At 38.7% G+C, this 14,409-nt stretch carries 16 protein-coding genes and 2 tRNA genes; 8 read left to right on the top strand and 10 right to left on the bottom strand.

Annotated elements, in window-relative coordinates; translation table 11 throughout:
* Positions 1 to 34: 34 nt before the first annotated feature.
* Complete coding sequence (locus R2Q70_RS07505) at positions 35 to 1,429, bottom strand: arabinose isomerase (protein ID WP_316807017.1); 1,395 nt, start codon at positions 1,427 to 1,429, stop codon at positions 35 to 37.
* A 63-nt stretch (positions 1,430 to 1,492) separates the two neighbouring features.
* Between R2Q70_RS07505 and R2Q70_RS07500 the strand changes: the two genes are divergently transcribed.
* Positions 1,493 to 2,332 (top strand): SDR family NAD(P)-dependent oxidoreductase, encoded by an 840-nt coding sequence (locus tag R2Q70_RS07500; protein WP_316807016.1) that lies wholly within the window; start codon positions 1,493 to 1,495, stop codon positions 2,330 to 2,332.
* 68 nt (positions 2,333 to 2,400) lie between these two features.
* On the opposite strand, the gene R2Q70_RS07495 is transcribed toward R2Q70_RS07500, so the two are convergent.
* The 5 genes from R2Q70_RS07495 to R2Q70_RS07475 all read right to left on the bottom strand — a co-directional run bounded on the left by R2Q70_RS07495 (position 2,401) and on the right by R2Q70_RS07475 (position 6,537).
* The gene (locus R2Q70_RS07495) at positions 2,401 to 2,868 is read right to left on the bottom strand and encodes a nucleoside triphosphate pyrophosphohydrolase family protein (protein WP_316807015.1); all 468 of its coding nucleotides are present in this window, start codon (positions 2,866 to 2,868) and stop codon (positions 2,401 to 2,403) included.
* A 140-nt stretch (positions 2,869 to 3,008) separates the two neighbouring features.
* Complete coding sequence (locus tag R2Q70_RS07490) at positions 3,009 to 3,731, bottom strand: LytR/AlgR family response regulator transcription factor (RefSeq protein WP_410478362.1); 723 nt, start codon at positions 3,729 to 3,731, stop codon at positions 3,009 to 3,011.
* Positions 3,732 to 3,739: 8 nt separating this feature from the next.
* Positions 3,740 to 4,942 (bottom strand): serine hydrolase, encoded by a 1,203-nt coding sequence (locus R2Q70_RS07485; RefSeq protein ID WP_316807014.1) that lies wholly within the window; start codon positions 4,940 to 4,942, stop codon positions 3,740 to 3,742.
* On the bottom strand, positions 4,939 to 5,946 hold the full coding sequence (locus R2Q70_RS07480; protein ID WP_316807013.1) for a sensor histidine kinase: 1,008 nt from the start codon (positions 5,944 to 5,946) through the stop codon (positions 4,939 to 4,941). The genes R2Q70_RS07485 and R2Q70_RS07480 overlap by 4 nt, the downstream gene beginning before the upstream one ends.
* Positions 5,947 to 6,039: 93 nt before the next feature.
* Positions 6,040 to 6,537 carry a GNAT family N-acetyltransferase gene (locus R2Q70_RS07475; RefSeq protein ID WP_316807012.1) on the bottom strand — a complete coding sequence of 166 codons (498 nt, stop codon included), beginning with the start codon at positions 6,535 to 6,537 and terminating at the stop codon, positions 6,040 to 6,042.
* Positions 6,538 to 6,604: 67 nt separating this feature from the next.
* On the opposite strand from R2Q70_RS07475, the gene R2Q70_RS07470 reads away from it, so the two are divergent.
* On the top strand, positions 6,605 to 7,048 hold the full coding sequence (locus R2Q70_RS07470; RefSeq protein ID WP_316807011.1) for a hypothetical protein: 444 nt from the start codon (positions 6,605 to 6,607) through the stop codon (positions 7,046 to 7,048).
* A gap of 65 nt (positions 7,049 to 7,113) precedes the next feature.
* Positions 7,114 to 7,716: a hypothetical protein gene (locus tag R2Q70_RS07465; protein WP_316807010.1), complete on the top strand. Its 603-nt coding sequence runs from the start codon at positions 7,114 to 7,116 to the stop codon at positions 7,714 to 7,716.
* A gap of 43 nt (positions 7,717 to 7,759) precedes the next feature.
* Here the strand turns inward: R2Q70_RS07465 and R2Q70_RS07460 are convergent, their stop codons facing one another.
* Positions 7,760 to 9,364 carry a S41 family peptidase gene (locus tag R2Q70_RS07460; protein ID WP_316807009.1) on the bottom strand — a complete coding sequence of 535 codons (1,605 nt, stop codon included), beginning with the start codon at positions 9,362 to 9,364 and terminating at the stop codon, positions 7,760 to 7,762.
* 326 nt (positions 9,365 to 9,690) lie between these two features.
* On the opposite strand from R2Q70_RS07460, the gene R2Q70_RS07455 reads away from it, so the two are divergent.
* Both R2Q70_RS07455 and R2Q70_RS07450 read left to right on the top strand, forming a co-directional pair.
* Positions 9,691 to 10,053, top strand: a complete 363-nt coding sequence (locus tag R2Q70_RS07455; protein WP_316807008.1) for a DUF1801 domain-containing protein — start codon at positions 9,691 to 9,693, stop codon at positions 10,051 to 10,053.
* Between the two features lie 15 nt (positions 10,054 to 10,068).
* Positions 10,069 to 10,509 (top strand): SRPBCC domain-containing protein, encoded by a 441-nt coding sequence (locus R2Q70_RS07450; protein ID WP_316807007.1) that lies wholly within the window; start codon positions 10,069 to 10,071, stop codon positions 10,507 to 10,509.
* Between the two features lie 46 nt (positions 10,510 to 10,555).
* Here R2Q70_RS07450 and R2Q70_RS07445 read toward each other — a convergent pair.
* Positions 10,556 to 10,628: transfer RNA gene (locus R2Q70_RS07445), tRNA-Phe, on the bottom strand.
* Positions 10,629 to 10,752: 124 nt separating this feature from the next.
* Positions 10,753 to 10,825, bottom strand: a tRNA-Phe gene (locus tag R2Q70_RS07440).
* A gap of 228 nt (positions 10,826 to 11,053) precedes the next feature.
* Here R2Q70_RS07440 and R2Q70_RS07435 point away from each other — a divergent pair.
* Both R2Q70_RS07435 and R2Q70_RS07430 read left to right on the top strand, forming a co-directional pair.
* The gene (locus R2Q70_RS07435) at positions 11,054 to 12,349 is read left to right on the top strand and encodes a (Fe-S)-binding protein (RefSeq protein WP_316807006.1); all 1,296 of its coding nucleotides are present in this window, start codon (positions 11,054 to 11,056) and stop codon (positions 12,347 to 12,349) included.
* 107 nt (positions 12,350 to 12,456) lie between these two features.
* Complete coding sequence (locus tag R2Q70_RS07430; protein ID WP_316807005.1) at positions 12,457 to 13,245, top strand: (Fe-S)-binding protein; 789 nt, start codon at positions 12,457 to 12,459, stop codon at positions 13,243 to 13,245.
* A 57-nt stretch (positions 13,246 to 13,302) separates the two neighbouring features.
* On the opposite strand, the gene R2Q70_RS07425 is transcribed toward R2Q70_RS07430, so the two are convergent.
* On the bottom strand, positions 13,303 to 13,770 hold the full coding sequence (locus tag R2Q70_RS07425) for a hypothetical protein (RefSeq protein ID WP_316807004.1): 468 nt from the start codon (positions 13,768 to 13,770) through the stop codon (positions 13,303 to 13,305).
* Positions 13,771 to 13,820: 50 nt separating this feature from the next.
* On the opposite strand from R2Q70_RS07425, the gene R2Q70_RS07420 reads away from it, so the two are divergent.
* A complete protein-coding gene (locus tag R2Q70_RS07420; RefSeq protein WP_316807003.1) occupies positions 13,821 to 14,303 on the top strand; it encodes an ABC transporter ATPase in 483 nt (160 codons plus the stop codon).
* Positions 14,304 to 14,409 lie beyond the last annotated feature (106 nt).

Genomic DNA, 14,409 nt, shown 5'->3' with positions numbered 1-14,409 from the left:
CTTAATGTTAAATAAAATTAAAGTTTATCATTCATTAACAAATGAGGATCACCTCTACGCTTAGCAGTTTCGCTAGCTTTTTTATTTTGCCACTAATGTGTCCAAGGCCAACTGCACAATGGTGCGCAGGACCAGCGTTATTCCATTCTTCAACAAATTTTCTTGCACCAATTTCGAAACGATATCTGCTATTTGTATTTCCGATTTCAAGAATTGGACCGGCTACTGATTCACCCTCAGCGATCAGAAAAAATATTTTCCCCTTATTTTCTACAACAGAAAGTAGTGTTACTGCGCCATGTTTTACCGACATTTCTACTGAAAGGCCACTTCCCACCTTGCCATGATAAACCTGTAACGGTTTTACTTTTATTTTGCCTTCGGCGATACCCAAATGCCCCGGTCCGTCATGCCCCATCAACACCACATCATCATCAAAATCTAAAGCATAATATTCAGTAAATGAACCGCCGGCACCAAAACCATCCATAATTTTCATAGCCTGTGCATTTTTAATCTCATATTCACCTGCAACAGGTACCCCACCGGCAGTTAAGAGCGAATTCCCTAATATGATGGAGCTCATGGTTTCGCCGTTAGCATTTCCAGTACCTTTATGATAATAGGCCATCGATCCGAGGCCATATTGCTCAACCAATTGATCAAGCGCAACTGAAGTCCTGGCTGCTTTTTTCAACTCATTTTCTTCACAGGCAGGATCTATTTCAAAAACAGCGTTGAATTCTTTCAGTTTGTCATCGATTTGCTGACTTGAAACGCCTTCAGCCAAAGCGGTAAGTTCATCGGGTTCGATAATTTCAACATGGTTTCCGAAAACAGCACATTGTAAGGTGATGTCTAAATAGATATCAAGCATTCCACTATAATAATTTCCCATCAAACCCAATGTATTATGACTCATCAGGTGCGCAACCTTTGCCGCATCTACCCATTGCTCAATTTCTTCCCAGGTTTGTTGATCGGTTAGGGTTCCGGTAACCTGCTCGAAAGGAATAGCAGCCCGTTTAAAAACATTTGCAATTTCCGGCACCGGACAAGCAGAACAGAATGCCAGCCATTCGCCAGTCATTTTGGTGCGGTCGTTCAATTTATTGAAACTATGATAATCGATAGCAGCAGATGGAGATAGATTTAATATGATTACCGGAACTTTTGCCCGCCTCACCACCGGCAGCACTGTTGAAGAAAGCGCATAAGTAGTAACATATAGAAAAATGATATCCACATCCCCTTTTCGAAAATCATGCCCTGCCGTGAATGCTTTTTCAGCATTTTCAATCAAACCTAAATTCAACACTTCTGCACCATAACTGTTCAATTTTTCCGCCACCTGATCGAGATAACCAATCAGGCGATTTTCCAGTCCTTCGAATTGCGGCCAATAAGTATCCAGACCGATACCGAACAAGCCGACCTTTAAATCATGTTTTGTTATATACCTAAATTATGTAAAGCATTTAATAACAAGTTCATGGAAGTTAATTTTTTGTTCTGGAACTTTGTAAAATATTCATTGCTGAACATTCATCCTGATGAGCATCTAAAATTCAGCCATTCCAAACCTTATCTGTCTTTTCAAGGTATAGCTATTATGGATTTCAAAAACAAGAATATTTTAGTAGTAGGTGGCAGCTCAGGAATAGGTCTGGCTTTGGTAAAAGATTTAGCCGCAAAAGGCGCTCAGGTTTATAATGTTTCCAGAACCAGTAGCGAGGAATGGCCAGAAGGCATAAGACACAGCGAGATGAACGTGTTAGACAATCTTGATTCGTTAGTTGATTTTTTGCCGGAAGCATTACACGGATTGGTTTATGCAGTAGGCAGTATTACCTTAAAGCCATTCGGCCGGATTGCGCCAGAAGATTTTTTGAATGATTACCAGCTAAATGTTATTGGGGCTGCAAAGATTATTCAACAGGCACTTAAGCCGCTCAAAAATTCAGGCTCATCTGCCATTGTACTCATCAGTTCTGTTGCCGCACAAACAGGCATGGGTTTTCACAGTAGCATCGCTGCAGCAAAAGCTGGCGTAGAAGGTTTGACAAAATCGCTTGCGGCAGAATTCTCAGCTTTGAAAATCAGGGTAAATGCTGTGGCACCATCGCTAACTGAAACGCGGTTATCTTCGAGCCTGCTCAATACCGATGATAAAAAGACCGCTTCAGCCAAAAGACATCCACTGGGAAAATACGGACAGCCTGAAGATATTGCCTCGGCAATTGCTTTTTTACTTTCGGACGAAAGCAGCTGGATGACCGGCCAAATTATTAATATTGATGGTGGTATGGGAAACCTAAGAACCAATCTATAATGGTTAGCGGTAATTTATTGCGTAAGAAAACGCAAGTTAACCACCGCCAACTTTTAGGTATAGCAAAATTATACTAAATGCGATTTTAAATCAGCAGGTGAATAATTGATGGATTTCAAAGTTTTATCATCCGCCTTTCTAAATACCAGGAACAATCCATCAACTTCTTTGTAATAAGATTCGGTTTGATCTTTATCGAAATAATGTTTAATCGTTAACTCCGCCTCCTCAACGGTTTTACAGGCTTTACTCATATTGGAGCGGTGAACCTCATCAAATAAGGTTTTGAACTTGCCGCCCAAACCAAATTCGTGAATAGCACCTGCCAAAACGTATTGCAAATCGCAAAGTGCATCTGCAACTTCAACTAAATCATCGTTTTCAATCGCTTCCTGTAATTCTTTTAATTCTTCTGCTAAAAGTGCCACACGCAGATTTGCCCGTTGGCGAGATGGAATAATTGGTGATTCTAAAATTGGATGTTTAAAAGTAGTATGAAATTCTGCAACCTGGTTTAATGAGTTCGTTTCCTGCATAATGTTGTTGATCTGTATTTAGGCTGGCAAACTTAAGAAATATTGCGCTATTGTTAAATTGCTGTAGTGACTTAGCTGTTCACTTTCAGAAAATGGCTGGTTTATTAAGCAGATGCACTTTCCATTGCAAGCATTTAGATTTATTTTTTATCCCTGATAACTTTGAAAAACTCCTCCTTGTAAGTATCTCCGACTGGTATAGACTGATCGTTAATATAAACGGTATTGCCATCTATCATTTTAATTTTTTCTAATGATATGATATAAGATTTATGAATACGATAAAACGGAGGCTTGGGTAAGTCTATTTCCAATTCTCGGAGTGCCTGATAAGTGATAATTCGCTGAGAAGCGGTGTAAACGGAAACATAATTTTTTAGTCCTTCGATGTAAAGGATGTCATCATAATTAACCTTTATAAATTTATTCTTCGTATCACCTTTAATGAAAATAAAACCATTGCTGCTTGCTGGAGGAGGAACATTTACCACATCATATTGTGCAGGAGAAATGATTTGCTGTGCCTTTGTTGCCGCTTTATAAAAACGCTCGTATGAAATTGGCTTTAAAAGATAATCTACTACATCCAGATCGAAACCTTCCAGGGCATATTCGGGGTAAGCGGTGGTTAAGATTACTTTGCATTTGCCTCCGCATATTTTCAGAAACTGGATTCCGGTGAGTTCAGGCATCTGGATATCCAGAAAAACCAAATCCACCTTTCCCTCCTGTACCAGGTTAAGCGCCTCGAACGCATTTGTCGTGGTGCCAACCAACTCTAGAAAAGGCGTTTTATTAATAAATGTTGCAATAATGTCTGATGCGTAAGATTCGTCATCAACAGCTAAACAGCGGATCATCATGTTATGGTTTATAATTGTCGGCCTATTTTTGGGATAAAATTTTCAAAGTTCATTCTCTTGTTAGGATAATTTCCCATTCTGACAATGATGACCTTATTTTCAGGATTAACATACAAAAACTGACCTAAAATCCCCTCTGCGGTATAGTCATGAGCTTTTAGTTTAAAATAATAACCATTGTATTTTGTTTTTTTAATCGGTACGCTAGCCCCGACTTTTGTTAGTGCAGCTGTTGCACTTAACGAATCTTTGAAATAACGATAATCATAACATGCCCACCATTGATTTTTATAACCTAAGGCATCCAGCGTATCGGCATTTGTAGTCGTTTCAATCCATCTTTGCGAGATGATTTGTTTCCCGTTCCAGTTTCCTTCATTCAGGTAAAGTCTACCTAATTTAGCAAAATCTGCTGCGGTAGCGTTTAAACAACAAAAGGCTTTTGCTGTTCCCTGGCCATCTAAACTCCAAAGTGCATTCGATTCTGCACCCAAAGGTTGCCACAAATATTCAGCAAAAAGATCCTGAATTTTTCTACCACTTGCTTTTTCTAAAATATTGGCCAGAAGTTGCGTATTTACACTTTGATACTCGAACTTTAAGCCTGGCTCTCCTTTCATTTTTAACCCGGCGATTTGATTTTTCAGGGAGCTTCCATAATACAATTTGGTGATGGCAGAAAATGGAGTTTCTTTATTCTCATCATAATCAATGGCCGAACGCATATCAAGAACATGTTGTATGGTTAACTTCTTAAAGCGATGATCATTCTTTTCCAGCTCCGGAAGATATTTAATAACCAAATCATTTGGAGATGAGATTATACCCTTATCAATGGCAATGCCGATTAAAGTCGCCACAAAAGATTTGGCAACTGAAAAGCTGGAGTGTAGCGTATTCTGATTGACCTGATCTTCATAGCGCTCGTAAATGATCGTATCGTTTTTAATGATGATAAATGCATTTGTATTGCTTCTTTTGAGGAAAGTGTCCAAATAGTTTTTCAGCTGCTGATGTTTTAGCTGCCTGGTGTTAGCGATAAACCGGAATGGCATTTTAGCCGGCATTATTCTGGCTTTCCTGAATTTGCTGCTATCACTCAAATCGGGTTGCCACCACCTTACCGCCCTGATGGGCGCACAAGCCGAAATGAATAATCCAATTAAAATCAAAACAGCAGCAATCGCTTTATTTAATGAACCCGTCTTCATATACTTAAAATCAAAGTGGTTTTGTAGGTATTGCCATTGTTCGAAATCAGCAATTCATGTTTTTCAGGATATATTAAATCCAATCTTCTGTGTACGTTCACCAAACCTACTCCACTCGAATGGTCTTTCTGCGCATGACTAATTTTATTACTCACTTCAAAACTCAATCGTTTCCCGTTTAATTTAAGTTTAATCCGTATCGGATGTTTTTCATCACTCACTACGCCATGTTTAAATGCGTTTTCTACAAAAGGAATGAGCATGAGTGCAGCAATTTTTTGTTCGGCAATACCGTCTGTGCTGAAATCTACGTAGAAATGAGGCTCAAAACGCATCTTAAAAAGTGCAATATAACTCTCCAGATATTCAACCTCTTTACTTAGGGTTACCATTCCATCCGGACTCTCGTTTAAAGTGTATCGCATCAAATCAGAAAGCCTTAATACAGCACTCGCCAACTGATCAGAAACCGGAATCGCCAGTGAATACACATAATTCAAAGTATTATAAAGAAAATGAGGATTTATCTGAGATTTTAAGAAAGCAAGTTCTGATTTTACCACCTCAGCTTTCAGCTTTCGGTTAGCAATTTCGGTTTTAAAATTTTGTTGAACACTATAAATTGCTGCAGGAACCACCAGGAATGCCAGACTGTAATAAATATTATCTGCAATGTATCTAGATATCGGTGTTTCATCTGGATAATTTTGCATACCAAACCAGTTTTTGTATAACACTTGCTCAATTAAATACCGCGAAGCGATAAACACGGCAATGGTAAAAATTATGGCTCCAATTAGCTGAGGAATTTTTTCACGTTTTAAAAAACGGGGATAAATCCATAAATAACAGATGTAAAACTCCACAATCTGAATAAAATTCATGGAAATATCAAAGGCCGATTGGCGTAACGTAACGCCTCTAATTAATGCCTCGCCATAAAAATAGGCTAAAACTGTTATCCAACAGATGAGATGTATCAATATAACTTTGGTTCCTTTCATCCTGTAAACTTAGCCTAACACCTTAAAATTTCCGATTTTGTTATCCCAACGGGTTAAAAAATTATCCTAATCCCTAATTTCCTTCTAAATATTTTAAAGTAATAGCAGCATCCACACATTGCAGGCAAAATGCCCAGAGTTGCCCAACGGTGCCGACAGATATTTAAATCCTGCTTTTTCATACATCGATATGGCGGTGGTTAACTCAGGAAACGACTCGAGGTAAATTTCATTATAGCCAAAATGCTGAGCGGATTCAATGCTTTTCTGCATCAATGTTTTGCCAACACCTTTACCTCTTGCTGCGGCTGATGTATAAAGTTTCACCAGCTCCACACAACCATCAGGCAGGCCATCGGTAGGATAAATGCCGCAACCGCCAATAATTTTTCCATCCTCTTCAGCCACCCAGTAGATTGATTGTTCTGTTTTGAACACTTCAGATAAGTGATCGGTAGTCGGATCGGTGTAAACCGTACCAGGCTGATCTATTTTGAATTCCCGGAATATTGTTCTGATTACTGCTGCGAGTTCTTGATTATCTTTTTCTTCTATATTTCTGTAAGTGATGGCCATGGCTTTTTTTCTCAAAGCTAACATTTAAGAAAATCCAAACAAAACGGCTATTGATTCTATTTAATTAAGAAAAAGAAAAGTTATGGAAAACGAAAAAGATAAAACACCACAGGAAAATACGAACGCACAACCCAAACCTACAGATGATGTGCAACTGGATATTGAAACGGTTGTGCCTGAAGCCCATAAACAAGAGGTTGATCCTTCTAAACCGGTAGATGAATCTCCAAAAAAAACTACTGATAACGACCCTGACGAGCATCGTGATGATGAAAGTGAATCTCCTGAAAGTAAAACAGAAGCGAGTAAAGAGCAGTCTGGAGCAGAAAGCAAATCGCCGGAAAGCGAAGGCAAAGAAGTTACTGAAGGAGAAGATGATCCATCTACAGAACAACAGGATGATAGGAGCCAGAACGACAAACCAGAAAATAATGAAGCGGCATCCGAATCAGGTGATGATGATTCAAAGGATGATGATGCGAACGATGAGCGCAGCAATATCGAAACCATCACCCCAAGTGCTTAATGGTAATTTTTGTTAAACCAATACACACGCTGAAATAGTTTTGCTAATTTGGCGTTATGATAAACATGAAAAACACACTATTGCTATGCCTGTTCACACTAACACTGTTTAGTTGCGGGATAAACAGGCAAGCGCAGCAAATAAAAGCGCTCGAAGATTGTACTTATAAAATCACAGGCATTCAACAGGTTTCCATTGCCGGAACAGATGTGAAGAAGCTAATGGATGAGCAAAGTTTTAGTTTAACGAGTTTGCCGGGTGTTGCACTTGGGTTACTAAGAAAAGACATCCCGTTAAAGGCCAACCTTAATTTAGAGATTACCAATCCATCGGCAAATTTGGCAGCCATTAATCAGTTTGAATATAAAATCCTGGTTAACAATACAGATTTGGCTCAGGGTATTGTGAACCAAAATGTAAGCATTGCGCAAGGGCAAACCGTTACTGTACCCGTTCAATTAATCAGTAACATTTACGGGCTGGTTTCAAATGGAAATGTTTTCAACGATGTTTTAAAGGCCGCTCAAAGAGGATCTGCTTCGAAAGACGAAAAACTAGGACTTTTAACCATTAAAATTAAGCCAACTTTTATGCTTGGGAATACACCGGTGAAATATCCTGGTTACATTACCATAAATAAAGACATTAGCAGCAAGATATTGCTCTAAACAAAAAACTCCCTTAAGCTTACTTACGGGAGTTTTTTTTCGTTTAAAATTTATGGTCAGGCACCATGATCATGCCTTTAATCCCGATCGGATCAAGATTTTCCCTTACCACCTTAATCTCCGTTGATGATAATTTATCAGGCATAGTGGTAGAAGTTGCAGAGAGGCTGGCTGTTTTAGCAGCCGTTGTTACGAAACTTCCTGTTCTGGCATATAGCAATGCATACCCTAATAAAGTTTCCGTTTCATCACCCCATGCCTTGGTTAAATCTTCAAAGGCACTTTTATCTACGCTGAGGCCAGCATAATATCCGCCAACGCCAAGCTGATTTTTGGTTTCAAACTCGGGAATATACAAATCGAGTTTATCAATTCTGATGGGGAAAAAGCCAACCGGTTTCCCGTAAGTGGTTTCTCCAATCAGCTTAACATCAATTACCGGTTTTAAACTATTAATTGTTAATTCGCTGGCAGAAGCCGTAGATCCGGTGACAATAAAATAGATCCTGCTTAAGGCTAAAGAACCTGATTTTGCAAACTTTTCAATATTATCCGCTGCACTAGCCGAATAATTTAAATCTGCGTAGGTGGCGTATTTGCCGTTTATTCCTGTGGTAAAACTTTGAATATCACCGCTTGCATCGAGCAAAGGCTGATGCGCTAGTACCGATGCCTTCCGTTGTGCTGTTGTCAGTCGTTGCAAATAGCTATTATAAAAGGTGGTGTACATGGTATTTCCGTTCTGACCAACAGGCGCTGCCAGATTAATGATCTCTGTAGCGGTAGAAACATAACCGCCGCCGTTATAACGAAGATCCACAACCAACTCCGTTACGCCTTGCGACGAAAAATTAGCGAAAACGGTTTTCAAAGCTGCGGAAACGTTATTAGTGAAACTATTAAAAACAAGATAACCTACTTTTTTGCTGCCCACGGTGTAAACATTGGTAAATAAAATTGGGTTAACCGTATAGCTGCTGCTGTTCACCACTACACTTTTGCTGGCACCATTTAAATCAGTAAATGTTAAGCTAACTGAAGGACTGCTCCCAAAAATCGCTTCGTTTAAAAAACTGATAATGCCGCTGGTGGTGCTATAAGTTAAACTGGTTCTTCCGTTAATACTGGTGATTCTGCAACCCCTTGTTAATCCTTGCTGGCTGGCCGGAGAGTTTGGATAAACATATTTCACCCTTAAATCATTAGTAGTATTGTACATTACTGAAAAGCCATAGTCGTTAGCTGTTCCGTTTACATCAGCTTTTAAATTCAATACCGAAACCTTTCCATTCGTAGCGGTGTAATCTAAAAAAGAATATTTAGGCTCAGCAGCATTACTAACATATTCATAAGGCTTACCTGTTGTAGGATCAGTTGAATACTGCGTTAAGGCATAAAGTTCGGATTCATTTGAGCTATAACTGCGTGGGTTAAATGCTGCGTAGGTAGGTAGAGAAGTGTTCCAATAATATAGTTCTTTGCTATAAAGAAAAATAGAATCCTTTGTCAACTCAGCTCTGGAAGCCGTTGCCGCTGTCGTTGTTCCCGGCGTCTCTGCCGGGGCAGTAGCATCTTTTTTGCAAGCGGAAATAAAGCCAAAAAGGCTTAGCAATACAACCGTATGGAAGCAAAAATTTTTGTTTATCATGTGTGTTTTGTTTGCTTATTTTTTTGTGATATACGTTTATTAATCGAGAGTGGTTGTCAGCGCATAACTTTTTCTGTATCAACAAACTAAATTTAAATTAAAATATTGTTGTTCAGTCTTGATGTACCGTCGAATAACTCAAATCTACCGATTAAATTACAATGAGGTGAAAAAGCAAAACGCCTACTCAATAATAATATAGCACCTGCTATTTCCGCCATTTTATTTTAAAGATTAATAGTAGGCTGATTAGGCCATTAGAAATGTCGCTTTTGCACCGTAGCATTTTACTTTGCGTTACAGATATTTGAGTAAAGAAAAATACGATGAGCAAAAATGAAAAAATAACTGAATTTATGGCTAATTTAACTCATCCATTAAAAAAAGAAATGGAGGAAGTTATTGAAATAATCTTAAATGCCAATTCAAAAGTTGAAGGACATATTAAGTGGGGCGGGCCAAGCTTTAGTTTTAACGGCGACATGGCCACAATCAATCCAAAAATAACAAAGTATGTAATGGTTATTTTTCATAAAGCTGCTTTGCTCGAAGATGACTTTAACTTTTTGGAAGCGCAAACGAAAGGCAAAGCATATGCAAAGTTTTATTGTATGGATGATGTGAATAAACACCGAAAAGATTTAGAACAAGCCGTAAACGCCTGGGTAACATTAATGGAAAATTCTTAACTAAATTCAAATACCATGGAAAAAATCGAATTCAAAACCGAAATTAACGCCAGTCCGGAACAAGTTTGGAACATACTTTTAGGAACCGATACTTATCCTAAATGGACTGCAGCATTTGCTGAAAATTCTTCAGTAGAAACCGATTGGCAGAAAGGAAGCAAAGCTATATTTGGAGATGGTTCTGGCAATGGCATGGTTGCCACGATTGAAGAAAATATTCCAAATAAATATCTATCCATCAAACATATTGGAGAAATAAAAGATGGTAAAGAGAATTTGGATGTAGATTGGGGCCCTGCCTTTGAGAATTACACTTTAGAAGATAAGGATGGCAAAACAGCGCTACTGGTTGATTTAAATATTACTGCCGAGTGGAAAGATTATTTTGAAAAAACCTGGCCAAAAGCATTGGCTATAGTAAGAGAGTTGGCTGAAAAACCACACATCGAAACATAAAAAAACGAAAGCCTCTGAAAAATTAATTTCAGAGGCTTTTTTGATGTGGTGCCACCTGGATTCGAACCAGGGACACAAGGATTTTCAGTCCTTTGCTCTACCGACTGAGCTATGGCACCATCCGTTTGGGATTGCAAATGTAAGATTCTTTTTATCAAATGCAACAACGTCTTTTAATTTTTTTCTCAATCGCTGAGATCCCGCTAATCAAAAAAGCCCATCATTACTGAAAGGCTTTGGAAGTGGTGCCACCTGGATTCGAACCAGGGACACAAGGATTTTCAGTCCTTTGCTCTACCGACTGAGCTATGGCACCTCCCGTTTGGGATTGCAAATGTAGTGTTCTTTTTGCAAAAGCAAAACTTTTTTTCCATTATTTCAGTTGCATGCTGATTATCAATTAATTAATTTTTATCAGGAAAAAACACGCCTAATCTTTCCGCTTAGAATCAATACAAACAATAAATTTAAATGATTTTTTTATGCATGCATAGCATTTTATTTAGATTAATATCCTAATTTAGCATAAACAATATAATATTGCATGGTGGCTCAGATCCTATTTCTAGTAATAACACTTGCAGCAATTGCGCTGTTTACGGTTAATTTTCGCAAAATTATCCGCAATATCCGCTTGGGAAAATCAGTTGATCGCAGTGATCAGCCTCAAAAAAGATTAATTACCATGTTAAGGGTTGCTTTTGGCCAATCGAAGATGGTGGTGCGTCCAATCCCCGCTTTCCTTCACTTTTTTGTTTACATCGGTTTTGTAATCATTAACATCGAAGTGTTGGAAATTATGATCGATGGAATTTTTGGAACTCACCGTATATTTCATGGCCTTGGCGGACTTTATAATTTTTTAATCGGGTCATTTGAAATACTGGCCTTAACCGTTTGGGTATCCTGCGTTATCTTCCTGATCCGCAGAAATGTGTTGAAACTAAAACGCTTCCGCGGTGTAGAAATGACGAACTGGCCAAAATCTGATGCCAACTATATTTTAATTACCGAAATTTTGCTGATGAGTGCTTTTCTGTTAATGAATGCTGCCGATGCAAAACTTCAATTTTTAGGTTCATCGCACTATACGCTTGCAGGATCGTTTCCGGTAAGTCAGTATTTAATGGATTTGTTGCCTTCATCGGAAGGCGCATTGATTACGATCGAAAGGGCATGTTGGTGGTTTCACATCATCGGAATATTGGCCTTTTTAAATTACCTGCCATACTCTAAACACTTTCACATTCTCTTTGCCTTTCCAAATACCTATTTCTCTAATTTGGAACCAAAGGGTGAATTTACAAATATGGCTTCGGTTACAAACGAGGTGAAAGCCATGCTCGATCCTTCATTTGTTCATGCTGAAACTGAACCTGGAAAATTTGGGGCAAAAGATGCAACTGATTTAAGTTGGGTAAACCTGATGAATGCCTATACCTGCACAGAATGTGGCCGATGCACCTCAGTTTGCCCGGCAAATATCACAGGAAAACTTTTATCGCCCCGAAAAATTATGATGGATACCCGCGACCGGATTACTGAGATCGGAAAAAACATTGATAAAAACGGCGCAGAACATCAGGATGGAAAAGCTTTGCTTGATGATTACATTACCAGAGAAGAAATTTGGGCCTGCACCAGCTGTAATGCCTGCGTAGAGGCTTGCCCCGTAAATATCGATCCGTTGCAGATTATTACTGAACTGCGTCGTTATTCAGTAATGGAAGAATCTCAGGCACCTGGAAGTATTAATGCAATGTTTGGCAATATCGAAAACAATCAGGCACCTTGGAAATATTCTCCTGCTGATCGTTTTAACTGGGCACAGGAAAGATAGTTTTCAGCTGAAAGCCATCATTGATGAAGTGAGTTTCGAAACTCCATAAAATAAAACTATAAAAATTCAGGTCTAAATGCCTGACACTAAATATTTGATACTTAAACATGGAATTTAAAGTACCAACAATGGCCGAATTGATGGCCGCAGGAGAAGAGCCAGAAATATTATTTTGGGTAGGATGTGCAGGGAGTTACGATGAACGGGCGCAAAAAATCACCCGCGACATTTGTAAGATTCTGCATCACGTGGGCATTAAATACGCGGTTTTAGGCACAGAAGAAAGTTGTACCGGAGATCCGGCAAAAAGAGCCGGCAACGAATTCCTTTTTCAAATGCAGGCCATGACCAATATTGAGGTATTAAATGCTTATAATATTAAAAAAATCGTTACTGGCTGCCCGCACTGCTTCAACACCATCAAAAACGAATATCCGGGATTGGGCGGAACTTACGAGGTGATCCACCATACCCAACTCATCCAAGATTTAATTAATGAAGGCAAGTTAAAAGCGGAAGGCGGCGAAAGCTTCAAAGGCAAAAAAATTACTTACCACGATCCTTGTTATTTGGGCCGTGGAAATGGGATCTACGAAGCACCAAGGAAAGCGCTGGAGGTTTTAGATGCACAGTTGGTGGAAATGAAACGTTGCAAAAGCAATGGGTTATGCTGTGGAGCAGGTGGCGCACAAATGTTTAAGGAGCCAGAAAAAGGCAAAAAAGATATTAACGTAGAACGGATTGACGAAGCCCTAGAAACCAATCCTCAGTTTATTGCAGCAGGTTGCCCGTTTTGTATGACGATGTTAAGTGATGGCATTAAACTTAAAGATAAAGAACAGGAAGTAAAGGTGCTGGATATTGCAGAAATTACCGCCAGAGCAAACGGACTTTAAGCTGCAAATAAAATCAAAAGGGATAAGTCTTAGTCAAAAGCTGAGACTTATTTCATTTTAGGGCAGTTTAATGATTCGCTCCAGATTATCACGAATCAGATTAAGATCTTCAGCTTCGATATTTTTTAACGGAATCACTACCTGCGTGGCCATAGAATCTACATCGCCACCCCTATCCTTGTAGGTTTGAACAATTACATCATCGCCTTTGGTTTTCAAATACAGTTTCCCGGCAGTTGTGTTTCCGAGGTAGTCCATATCTTTAAATTTTGATAATTTAAAGGCAAAATATTCCGTTTTACCATTGTTAAAATATCTTTTGTAACGACAAAAGCCATTGTTAGTAATGTTGAGTTCGTAACGTTTAATTTTGCCATTTTCCTGGCCACTATCGTAATGATCGGTTAGTGATTTTTGCAAAAAACCTACATACTGTTCAATAGACTCCGGATCTGAAAAAGCGCATAAAATGATGCATAGAGCTGAAAGAAAGGATATTTCCAAGCCGATTGTAAACTTTTTCATTGGGATGTCGTTTTAAACACAGCAATTTAATTAAAATAGTAAATTTGTATATGAGTTTTTCTCCACAATCAAGAGTTTGGGTTTACCAGAGTGATCGCAAATTCACTCCTGCTGAAGAAATTGCAATTTTAGATAAGTTATCATCCTTTACCAACCAATGGAAAGCACATGGAAATGAATTGCTGGCTAAAGCAGAAATCAGACATGGATTTTTCATCATCCTTACTGTTGATGAATCGCAGGCTAACGTGACCGGTTGCTCTATTGATAGCTCTGTCAGGTTAATCAAAGAAATAGAACAAGAATATCAGGTAGATTTATTTAATCGCTTCAACATGGCTTATAAAGTTGGCAATGATGTGGTGGTAAATAGCAAAGAAGATTTCGAAACGTTGATCAACATTAAGCAAATCAATTCAGAAACGATCGTATTTAATAATATGGTGCAAACCCTGGCCGAATTGGAAAACAAATGGGAGGTGCCTTTTAAAAATAGCTGGCACTCTACTGTTTTTGCACACCTAATTCCATAAAAATTCACGCAAACTGAAAAATACATAAATTGCGTTAGAGGTAACCTTTTCTTTGGGTCGTTAGCACCCGGTTTAATCTTTTAAATTGCAGCGGCATAAAACAATT

Origin of the sequence: Pedobacter agri, assembly GCF_032678665.1 — a bacterium.
Lineage (GTDB): Bacteria > Bacteroidota > Bacteroidia > Sphingobacteriales > Sphingobacteriaceae > Pedobacter > Pedobacter agri_A.
This window is presented reverse-complemented; position numbering and strand designations above follow the sequence as displayed.